The 9,818-nt window shown below is 62.5% G+C and carries 13 protein-coding genes; 3 read left to right on the top strand and 10 right to left on the bottom strand.

The window, feature by feature from the left end:
• Positions 1 to 73: 73 nt before the first annotated feature.
• Complete coding sequence (locus AC5P6E_RS05325) at positions 74 to 2,269, bottom strand: AsmA family protein (RefSeq protein WP_317614316.1); 2,196 nt, start codon at positions 2,267 to 2,269, stop codon at positions 74 to 76.
• Here AC5P6E_RS05325 and AC5P6E_RS05330 point away from each other — a divergent pair.
• The 3 genes from AC5P6E_RS05330 (at position 2,268) to AC5P6E_RS05340 (ending at position 3,677) form a co-directional block, all read left to right on the top strand.
• Positions 2,268 to 2,564, top strand: a complete 297-nt coding sequence (locus AC5P6E_RS05330) for a hypothetical protein (protein ID WP_495230742.1) — start codon at positions 2,268 to 2,270, stop codon at positions 2,562 to 2,564. The genes AC5P6E_RS05325 and AC5P6E_RS05330 overlap by 2 nt on opposite strands.
• A 295-nt stretch (positions 2,565 to 2,859) precedes the next feature.
• Positions 2,860 to 3,057: a hypothetical protein gene (locus AC5P6E_RS05335; RefSeq protein ID WP_495230743.1), complete on the top strand. Its 198-nt coding sequence runs from the start codon at positions 2,860 to 2,862 to the stop codon at positions 3,055 to 3,057.
• A gap of 239 nt (positions 3,058 to 3,296) precedes the next feature.
• Entirely contained in the window at positions 3,297 to 3,677 is a 381-nt protein-coding gene (locus AC5P6E_RS05340) for a DUF3653 domain-containing protein (RefSeq protein WP_495230744.1), read from the top strand.
• 486 nt (positions 3,678 to 4,163) lie between these two features.
• On the opposite strand, the gene AC5P6E_RS05345 is transcribed toward AC5P6E_RS05340, so the two are convergent.
• The 9 genes from AC5P6E_RS05345 to AC5P6E_RS05385 form a co-directional block, all read right to left on the bottom strand.
• A complete protein-coding gene (locus AC5P6E_RS05345) occupies positions 4,164 to 5,456 on the bottom strand; it encodes a zonular occludens toxin domain-containing protein (protein ID WP_495230745.1) in 1,293 nt (430 codons plus the stop codon).
• 4 nt (positions 5,457 to 5,460) lie between these two features.
• The gene (locus AC5P6E_RS05350; protein ID WP_301655370.1) at positions 5,461 to 5,859 is read right to left on the bottom strand and encodes a hypothetical protein; all 399 of its coding nucleotides are present in this window, start codon (positions 5,857 to 5,859) and stop codon (positions 5,461 to 5,463) included.
• Between the two features lie 235 nt (positions 5,860 to 6,094).
• Positions 6,095 to 6,388, bottom strand: a complete 294-nt coding sequence (locus AC5P6E_RS05355) for a hypothetical protein (RefSeq protein WP_495230746.1) — start codon at positions 6,386 to 6,388, stop codon at positions 6,095 to 6,097.
• Between the two features lie 578 nt (positions 6,389 to 6,966).
• Positions 6,967 to 7,236, bottom strand: coding sequence for a hypothetical protein (locus tag AC5P6E_RS05360; protein ID WP_495230747.1), 270 nt, complete (start codon positions 7,234 to 7,236; stop codon positions 6,967 to 6,969).
• A gap of 197 nt (positions 7,237 to 7,433) precedes the next feature.
• Positions 7,434 to 7,568, bottom strand: coding sequence for a hypothetical protein (locus tag AC5P6E_RS05365; protein WP_049396927.1), 135 nt, complete (start codon positions 7,566 to 7,568; stop codon positions 7,434 to 7,436).
• Positions 7,569 to 7,875: 307 nt separating this feature from the next.
• Positions 7,876 to 8,178 (bottom strand): single-stranded DNA-binding protein, encoded by a 303-nt coding sequence (locus tag AC5P6E_RS05370; protein ID WP_495230748.1) that lies wholly within the window; start codon positions 8,176 to 8,178, stop codon positions 7,876 to 7,878.
• 15 nt (positions 8,179 to 8,193) lie between these two features.
• The gene (locus AC5P6E_RS05375; protein WP_495230749.1) at positions 8,194 to 9,291 is read right to left on the bottom strand and encodes a replication initiation factor domain-containing protein; all 1,098 of its coding nucleotides are present in this window, start codon (positions 9,289 to 9,291) and stop codon (positions 8,194 to 8,196) included.
• Positions 9,281 to 9,457, bottom strand: a complete 177-nt coding sequence (locus AC5P6E_RS05380; RefSeq protein WP_495230750.1) for a hypothetical protein — start codon at positions 9,455 to 9,457, stop codon at positions 9,281 to 9,283. The genes AC5P6E_RS05375 and AC5P6E_RS05380 overlap by 11 nt, the downstream gene beginning before the upstream one ends.
• Positions 9,454 to 9,732 carry a hypothetical protein gene (locus AC5P6E_RS05385; RefSeq protein WP_495230751.1) on the bottom strand — a complete coding sequence of 93 codons (279 nt, stop codon included), beginning with the start codon at positions 9,730 to 9,732 and terminating at the stop codon, positions 9,454 to 9,456. The genes AC5P6E_RS05380 and AC5P6E_RS05385 overlap by 4 nt, the downstream gene beginning before the upstream one ends.
• Positions 9,733 to 9,818 lie beyond the last annotated feature (86 nt).

Below are 9,818 nucleotides of genomic sequence, written 5' to 3' on the forward strand. Positions count from 1 at the left end.
CCGTACAGCTCCCTGATGCGCATGCTCCCGTATACGCACAGAGGCCGCGAATGGATGCAGGCTGCGGGCCCTCTCAGTCTGAAGAGCCGGCGGCGCTCGTGCCTTGGCTTGCTGGCAGCAGGGAAGGCTGTTGATCAAACCACTCACGTGCCTTGGACAGATGCCATTGGCGCCGGTCACCGTCCAGCTCGATGCCCGCCCCCAGCAGTCCCCAGCGCAGGTAGAGATCGCCGCGTTTGCGCTGTTCCAGAAGATCCAGCCGCGCGCGTACCGACAGGCGATCATTCTCGGCCTGCAGTCCATCGATGACCAGATGGCCGGGGCGCCAGCGCAGCGTCGCCTGTGCCTGCACCTGACCGGAATCGAGGAGGGACAGCGTCCAGCGTGGGTAGTCGGTGCGCTCTGCGAACAGCGCGAGCAACGGACGGGCATCGCTGAGATCCAGATCCGTGGTGGCATCCACCTGGAATGGCGACTGCGCATCGATACGGCCACGTTTGAAGGCCGCGCGGCCTTTCCAGGCGGTTGGGCGCTCCGTACCCGCCACCTGCACGTTGCGTAGCTCGACCGTGGTGCCGGACAGGTCGAAATGGCGCTGGTTGAAGTCACCGCGGCGCAGTATTGCGTTCACGTCGACGTCGCCGCCCATGTCCAGCCCCGCCACCTTGGCACTGGCGTTGCGCCCCAACAGCCGGGCCGTGCCATGGCCAACGCGGCCATCGGTATCGAGGGTGGCATCACCGCTGAGTGAGCCGGTGCCGCGCAGCAGGCGCACCTGTTTTGAACCGAGATAACGGTTGTAGGCCGACAGATCTGGAATGGTGGCTTCGCTGAAGCTCAGGTGCGCGCGCACGCCCTTGCGCAGCTCCTGCAGGCGACCGTCGCCGGTCAGATCCAGCGCCAGATCACGACCATCGAACAGCCGAACGTCCTTGGCATCGGTGGGACGCGCGGTGAAGCGGGGCAGGCGGACGGCAAGCAGGGCCAGATTTGGAGCGCCTGACTTCAGTTCCCCGTGCGCGCTGGCGGCACCGGCAAGCCGGACGCCGGCGACCTCGGCAACTGCTTCGGCAGAGGGAATGTCCACCGTGCTGCCTTCGCTCAGCTCGCCGTTGCGCAGCCGCAGGTCGGCCTTCAGTGTGCCGCCGCCGTCCAGTTGCAGCCATGGCTTGCGGACGAACAGGGCAGGGATCCAGTTGAGTGAGGTGAACGTCCATTCGCCGCGCACCGTGCCGGAACTGCGCTCCAACAACTGAGCGAGGTCCTGGAAGGGGATATCACGGCCTGTGATGTGCAGGTCCGCGTCCACTTCGCTGCCTGAGCCGGGCTTTGGCGGCAGGCGGGCCTGCAGGCGCAGGTCGTTGGCCACGTTGAGCTGCAGGGCCAGCACGCCGCGATCGGGGGCGCCGTCACCCAGATAGAGCGGCACCTGCCACAGCGCGTGGTCCCTGGGCTGCAGTTGGCCGTCGATCAGGTGCAGCGCCAGCTGCAGGCGGCCGGGCACGGGCGCGCTGGAGATCTTCGGCTTTGTGACATCCGTATCCATGCGCAGTCCCTGGCTGCGGGCGTCGACCTCGAGCTGGGCATGCAGCAGCTTCAACTTGGCCAGGCCGGGCGCCTGGTCGCGATAATGGCGCGGATAGCTGAAGCGCGCGGTGAGATCCATGTCGCCCAACAGCTGCACGCCGTCATAGCTGGTGTCTGCCTTGCTGAACGAGACCTCGGAATCGAACAGTTCGGATGGGCCGCCACGCAGCTGCTTCAGGAACCCCACGGTACCCTCGCCCTTGCCGATGATCAGCAGCTTGCCGAAGCGTGCGCTGCGGATGCTGTCGCTGTGGATGGCGTCGAAACGCAAGGTCCAGCCCTGGTCGCTGCGCGGCGGTGAAGGAATGGCTTCTTCAACGCGGCTGATCTCGGCGGAAACTCCGGTGGCCTGCAGCCTTGGCACCCGCACCTCGCGCTGGAACAGGGGCAGCACCGCCAATCGGGCGCTGGCGCGGTCTGCATGCAACACGTAGACGGTGTGGTTCACGTGGCCGCGCATGTGCACGTTCCAGGCGATCACGTGGCCGGGCAACAGCGTAATGGCCGGCCCGGTGGTCATCACGAACTTGTGCGGCTTGCGGTTGGTGACCTGGTCGAACAGTGGCGTGTTGAGGAAGATGTTGCCGGCCAGGAGGTAGGCAACATACAAGCCCAGCAGGATGTAGATGGCAATGCGCCGTCGCCGGGGCAGGTGATGTACGGGCGCAGGAGGAGGGGACATGAACCACTCGAACAACGAGGACCCCCGCACTATTGCGAAGTGGGCGGCGGCAGGGTGTGAAGCCGGCGCGTCGCGCAGATTCGTTGTGACCTGCCACGCTAAATCAATTGCAACTCATCGGGATGCCGCCGGGCTTCATACAATCCTTCGCATCGAGGAAGGCCTGCGCCGGGAGATCCGCGAAGAGCTGGGGCACGCGCTGCAGATCGGTGCCGTTCAACCATGGACCTTCCGCGACGACATCCGCACCAAGCTCTATCCGGACGGTTCCAGCGAGCAGATTCACATGATCTAGCTGATCTTCGACTGCGAAGCACTGAACCGTGACGTTACGATCAACGAAGAGTTTGATGCCCATGCCTGGGTGGAACCGAAGGATCTGGGTGCGTACGACCTCAATGCGGCGACCCGGATCACGCTTCTGGCGAAGGAGCTGCTTTCGAGCTAGTGCAGAAAGGGGCGCCAGGTTGAGATGGAGGGCCTGCGGCAGCGGACTGCCATAGACCATTAACGTGACGCGTCACGCCGGACGGAAATCACGTTCCTGTCAGGGCACGTGACCGGCCGATGCAATTGGAGGCGGGAGAACGATGAAGGTCCTGCTTTGGGCACCTACAGCTTTGTTTGCCTTGCTGTCATTGAGAGCGTTGGCTTTCGTTGCCTATCAAGGACTGAATGGAGCCGCCTTTGAAGAGGAAGAGATCATTGTCGCGGGGGTCGGCTTGGTCTGCGGCTGGATCGCCTGGGTCATGCACAAGACTCTGATCGGACGATGGAGGAAGCCGTAGCTGCCAGGCCGCGAGGGGCACGCTGGGGAGGCTGGCTTCTCTTGGCTTGGCATAGCAAGGCCGGTGATTGAGGCGAGCGGTACGCCAGCGTCCTCGGGGATGCTTTTAACATAATATACATTATGCGAAATGCTGTATCGGGCTGTGGCTGCGTTCGTGTCCTCGGCGTGGCAATGGCTGGGCCTCTGGCTCGGCTCTTGCCTGCGTCCTCAGTCCCCGGCCAAGGATGAGATCGCGGCATGATTGAGTTCGACCCGCACCACCGTATCGACCTGACCGGCCCTTGGGCCGGTTTTTCTTTCATCGGTGATCGTCTGATCACGCCCGAAGGCCGCGAGTTGTTGCCCGAGGATCTGGCGTGGCTGTCGCTCACCGCCTGTCAGGCGCAGGAATGGCGCCGGATGATGGAAGCTGCCCGCTCGGCGCCGTCGATCGACAGTTCCAGAAATGTGCGCAATCGCGTTGCCGGCATTCGCCATCATCCTGCCACTGTCGTCAATCTGCGGGACGTTGTGAGCCAGCGCAAACAGCGTTCGGCGGTGGTGATGGCTGGTCCTGACGCCGAGCCACCTGCAGCAGACCTACCGGCGCCGGGGCCAAGGCGCCGCGAGCGCGTGTGAAGCGTTGCCGTAGGGGCGCTGCCCCTACACCCCGGTTCATTGCTCGCGGCAGCGCAGCCATTCGCCCTTGGCGTTTCGCAACTGTTCCCAGCCGTTGTTTAGGCGGCGCATTGCGGTGCCCCCCATACAGGCAGCGCCCAGCTGCTTTGCCTCGGCACTCCCGTAGGCTGGCATGCGAACAATCTCGCTCGATGGCGTTGGTAACCCTTGGCGACGCGCCTCGCCCTGTATCAGGGATCGCTCAATTTCCGCGCAATAGAGCCGGATGCGCGGATCAAGGTGTTGCTGGCATTTCAGCGGCTCAGCGCCAAGGTTGCTCGCCTTCGGTGTTGGCGGCGTGTACCTGGGCGCTGGCTGTGGACCGGTCGCCGAGCGTAGTTGTTGCGCCTGCGCAGGTGCCCACAGCAGCAGTAGAGCCAGCACTAGGCCTGATCGAATGTCCATTTCGCCCCCAAGGTTCGGGGGCATGGTATCCCATTGCGAAAATCAGAAGCTCGCCGGGTATGGAGGCGTCTCTGGGAACGTGCCCAAGGGGCGCTTCCCAACTGCAATTAGGGTGCTCCCGTTCGCCGCGGCGGTGGTCGGCTGTGTCTCGCTCGCGCTCGTCACAGGCGACCCCGCCGCAGCCTTTATGCGCGCGGTCGTAGCATCGGACTGCTCGCCAAACGGGTCCACGGGCCAAGTCGTGGCGATAATCTCATGCCCCTTAGCGCTCAGTAACACGCCGAATTCGGTTCGCTTGACAGACCAGCCCAGCGCCCACAGCTGCTCAGTGGTGAATCGGTCGAGTACTTGCCCGCCGCCTGACGCGCGAAACTCCACGATATCGCGCTGGCCGTACCACCCGGCGTGCCTCGCCCTGGCATTGGCCGCCATGTCCAGAATGTACTGAACGCCCGCAGGAAGCTTCTCCTTCGTCTTGGGCGTCTCGACAACCTTTGTAACCACCGTGGCCGGCTGAGCACCCGGCGCGTGCGCTATCGCGGGAATTGCGGCCTTCTGCGTCTTGACAACCTCCTTGAGCTTGCTTTCCTCGCCCGTTGAGCCGTCTGAGAAGAAGAACCGCAGGAACATCACCACGCCAATGACAAGTGCGAGGCCCATTACGATTGATGGGCCGCGCAGGGTCTTCCACAAAGTGCGCGTGTTTCCCTTGTAGACCTCATTGGACTCAATGCCCGGCTGTACGCCGTGGTAGAGCTCCCAGATGGCCGGATCGTACTTGCGGACCTCTGTGCCCACCGTTTCGTATTTGCCGGTGCCAGTGGCCGCATAGAACCGCACCGAGTACCGCTGATCGGACCCCAGCGCGTCAAGCTTGGTATACGTGTTCTTCTTCGCCATGCGGCGGATGATCAGGCGGTGCAGGTCTTTGCAGTCCTGCGAAATGATCACCATGTCCAAGCTGATATGGCCGTGCTTGGCAAAGAAGTTTGCAGTGCGCTCGGGCAGGTTGGCGCGGTTGGTCGGCCAGTATTCGTGTGCCTCATCGATCACGATCAGTGCGTGCTTCTCGATATGCGGAAACGAAATGGCGCCATCGTTGTCGGTGTCGCATACGCACCAATCAACCACTTCCTTGTCGCCCATCACGTGCACCAGCTCGCGCACCTCTTCTTCAGACATGCCCAGGTGCGCGGCGATCTTGTCAAGGCTCCCCCCTACCCCATTTAGGCGCACGTAGACATGGCGCTTAGCGCGCAATGCAGGAAGGATGTGATGCAGAACCGCCTCGTAGCTCTTTCCGCTGCGCGGCAAGCCTTCATGGCCGAAAATCATTTCGTTACGTCCACTGGAAGAGAGTGAGGAACACCCGCACAAGGCGGAATACAAGTGCAGCCGTCAACACAGCGATAGCCTCACCGACGCGCAACTGGGCGACGATGAAGGCGGTCCACGGTCCCGCAGCGTTGAGCATTGCGCAGAAGCTGATCTGTGACAGGAAATCAGGCGCTGGAATCAGGTACACGATGGCCTTGACGAACGACAACACAAGCTCGATGAAGTCGGTCTGCAGATCCGTCATGAAGTCGGAGAAGTCCGCCCACAACGACGTGATCTGTTCCTTTGCCCACGTGGTAAGGGCGGTGACCGGCCCTACCCCATCGGCATATGCCCAAGAGGCAGACAGCACCAGCACGAGTAGCGCAGCGCCAAGCACGATCAGATGATTGCGTTTCATAGCAGTGCCCACCTCAGCGCGACGATGCCCATGCCCGCAAGAAACACAAACCCGGCGTACTGGAAAAGTTGTAACAGGGGGCCGGAGCACAGCGCGCCAAGGTCGAACTTTCCGGCGTACTGCCCACCGTCCCACGTCGCGGTTGGGCAGCTGCCACCGCCGGTACAGCTACCGAAGAAGCCTTTCACCTTCGATAGGATGGGAGCGCCCTCAATGGCCGCCTTGAACTCCGCGACTACCTTCTGAACCGTCTTGCCTGACTTCTTGTAGAGGCGCCCTGTTGTCGGCCCCGGCGCACCGCCGTCACCACCTTCGCCTGTTCCAGGACCCGGTCCGGGGCCAGCGCAGCCATCAGGATCGGTGCAATCCCCGTCCCCATCCCCGTCCCCATCGCCGCCCCCATCTCCACCACCGTCCCCGCCGCCGCCACCGCCACCATCTCCACCGCCGTCCCCGCCGCCGTCACCGCCGCCGTCACCACCCCCATCTCCACCACCATCTCCACCACCGTCTCCACCACCGTCTCCACCACCCTCGCCCGGATCGGGCGTGGTTGGGGCCGGGTGGTCGTCTGTCGTACACGTGGCCCCGGTAGGCGTAAAGAGGCGTCCTGTTGGCGACTGTGCGTAGAGCGAGCCGCTGTACGCACAACCATTGCTGCATACGCTGTCAAGGCCCGTGCTACCGCCACCCTTCCAGCCAGTCTCCTCCGGGCGCTTCGCGCAGGTCAGGTCCTTGGGGTAGTAGCGTGAAATCACGACGCGGTTGATGCCGCTGTTGCAAGAGTTGATGGCAATGAGGAACTGGGCGTAGCCCTGGCCTCCCGCAGTCGGACAGAACTGATATGTCTGACTGGGCCTATCGAGCTTTGATTTTGCGACTGCTGCGGCTGAGGCGGCAGCAGCAAATGCCACCCCTTGGTCAGTACAACCCTGATCAACGTCGGGTAGATAGCTTGGACTGCACGCCTGTCCCCAGGCAGCATGAGAAAGCGCAATGGAGAAAATGAGAATCAGCCATCTCATTGCGCGGCCTCATTGAACGCTAATGCGACAGCATGCCCCGTCAGGCCTCCGATAAACGCGAATACCATGCACACCAGCATCGTCAATCCTCCTTTTCCGGTTGGCCGCAGAAGATGCATTCGCCACCGTCATAGTCATGGCCGGTGTCAGCGCACACGACCTCTTCAACCTCTCCCGCCTCATCGTCAGCGTGTTCGTCCGCGTCCTGGTCCTCGCGGTCCTCAAAGAAGCCTGCGATCTTGTCGACACACCATCGTCCGAACCAAGGGAGCGCCATCAACGTGCCGGCACCAACAATTGCTGCCACCACCTGTGCGATGGATAGCCCGAGGAACACCCCACTGAAGTCCATCACCCGCCCCTAGTAGTCAACGACGGCACGGCACTCCGTGCACCACAGATTGCCGTCGTCCAACACGATCACTTCATCGCCACCACACTCTGGGCACCAATCGTCCTGGCACTCATCGGCGCTCACGTCATCGGGCTGTGTCTGCATAGGAATCGGGGCCGGTTTCCCAGCCCCTCCCCGTCACAATTCTCCCGCGATCAGCGGAAGAAGGTGGCGACCTTGTTGGTCGCCCAGCGGGCGAAGCCCGGGGATGCCTTGATGGCACCTGCGCTGATGATTGCGCTGACTGCGCTGGCGGCTGCGAGGCCGGTCAGAATGTCACCGAAGTCCATTGCACTGCTCCTTTGTTGTGCGCGTTGTGCGCGTTAGATGGGGTGGTCAATCCCGCTCTGTACTGACCGACTTCACGACGGCGCCCACGATGTAGCCCAGCACGTTCAGTGCGAGCACCAGCGTGAACACCCCCGAGAACCAACCAGTGGCCACTTCCGGTTCGGGCCACTGGAATAGATCGATGAGGATTGAGGCCTGTGCGTGTTCTGCCGCCGACACAAGCACATACCCACCACACTGCGATGCAGGCTCCCCGGTGGGTACAAGCGTCCCCTCAGCTGTCAGAGACACGCACACGGCCATGGCTTAAGCCTGAGCAGCCGGGCGCACGGGCGCCTTCGACAGCGGACGCAGCACGGTGAACTTGCTCAGCGAGGCAACGCCCTTGTTGACCTGCAACATGGACTCGATATCGAGCTCGTATTCACCTTCGGGGTAGCCGGGCTGGCCCTTGTCCAGGCGCACATCGAACGGATAGGCAAAGCCGCCGGTTTCCAGCTTGGCCTTCTGCTTGCGGGTGGTGTACTCGACGTTGTCACCGGCATCGTTCTTGAAGCTGCCGCCGCGCTCATCGATTTCGTTCTTCAGGACAGTGACCTTGACGCTCATGTGTAGTTACCCCTTTCAGGTTGGTTGTATGACCACGCTTGTGGCCCAGTTCGCTGCTACGTCTCCTGTTGCCCACTTCGGCAGCTTTGGCGAAGTGCAGGATTTGAAGACCGCCACTGCCACTTCTTCATCTGGGCAGGTGCGGAACACGAAATTGACGAAGCCGCCGTATTGGCGCTTGAAGTGGCGACATGCGCTCTTGAACGTCGCAACCGCCGCCGCTTTAGTGACGTCAATGCGGGAAGAAATGCAGCGCAGGAAGCGCAGCACGGGATACGCCCCCAGCAGGTACGCGGCAGGGTCGCGGAGTAGATCGAGCGGCAATTCCTTGCGATTGGACGCGCGGAACTGTGCTTCATAGCGCACCCACGGTGAGGCCTTGTCGCCCAGCTCCCGACCCTTCTCATAGACGCGAAGCTGCTTCTCCGACTTCTTGCCGCCGACGTACAGGGTCTTGCCGTCCCCGCTGTCGTAGTCATCAACCAGCTGCGCCTTCGGGCGCTGACCACGATTGTCGAACTCGCCTTCGTCGTACCACTTCTGTGCCAGGCGCAAGGGGTACTTGCCCATTAGATCGTCGGCACATACGTCTAGACGGGTGATCCTTCCGCCGCAGCTTTCGAGCTTCGCTCGAAGCTCCAGCCACCGCTGCGCATGGCCGCAGCGCGCTGCGGCTATCGATTTGCACCCTTCGCCAGTTAGCTCGATGCGAGCCGTATACGTGCCATCAGCGCGACGGCAGTTGTCGCCACCCAGCTCGATCATGCCAACGAACTTCTTTTCGGCATTGATGATCTTGACGCGCCACAGGTAGAAGCGCCCTCCCCCGGCCACTTCATCCAGCTCAAAGCCCAACCCAGCGAAGAACCAGCAAAACATCTGCAACGCGACGACACGGGCGTTATCGGCGCTGTAGTCGATCCAGTTGCGGACCTCTTCAAACGAGTCGCCGTCGCGGAAGGCGAGTTCGTTGAGGACCGCGAACATGTCGACCGAGGCGGAAAACCAGTCGATGCCGACCGTCAGGGTTCCATCGGCGTTCCTGAATTCACTGACTCCCCTGTTAGACGAGGGGAGTCCCGACCCGGCCAGCACCGCGCGATCACCGGCCATTGGAACGGTCCTTGCCGAGCTTCCACAGCCGACGAAGCGCCAGCCATGCCTGCTCGATCACGATGGAGAGCAACGCCGCTCCCAGCCAAGCGGTGATGAGCGCGGCGCACGCCGCAAGACCCATATCGAACTCCGCCAGTTCGGCGAATGAGGGATACCTGCTCATGCGGCGCGCTCCTGCTCTTCGGCAAAGGCGGCTGCGGCCAGCAGATCGCCACGCTTGGTGGCGGCGATTTCGGCCTGATACAGCGTTTCGTGATTCGGGGTCCAGCCGGTTGCGGCCAGTTCGGCGCGTGCCTGGGCTACGAAGGCCGCTCCGTGTGCGCTGCGACGGGCGGACTCTCCACGCCGGTCGAGGCACCACGAAACGAGTTTTGCGCTGCCAATGGATACGGCAACGATGGCCGCCAGCAGCACGAAGGCAATGAACGGATCGATCATCCCTGCTCCCCTGCCCCAAGCCCCAAGAGAACCCGCCAGCGGCCTTGGGGTGCCGGTGGCGGGTGCAATCCAAGGTCCTTGAATCG

It is taken from the genome of Stenotrophomonas sp. YJH_SMC_16 (assembly GCF_059367875.1).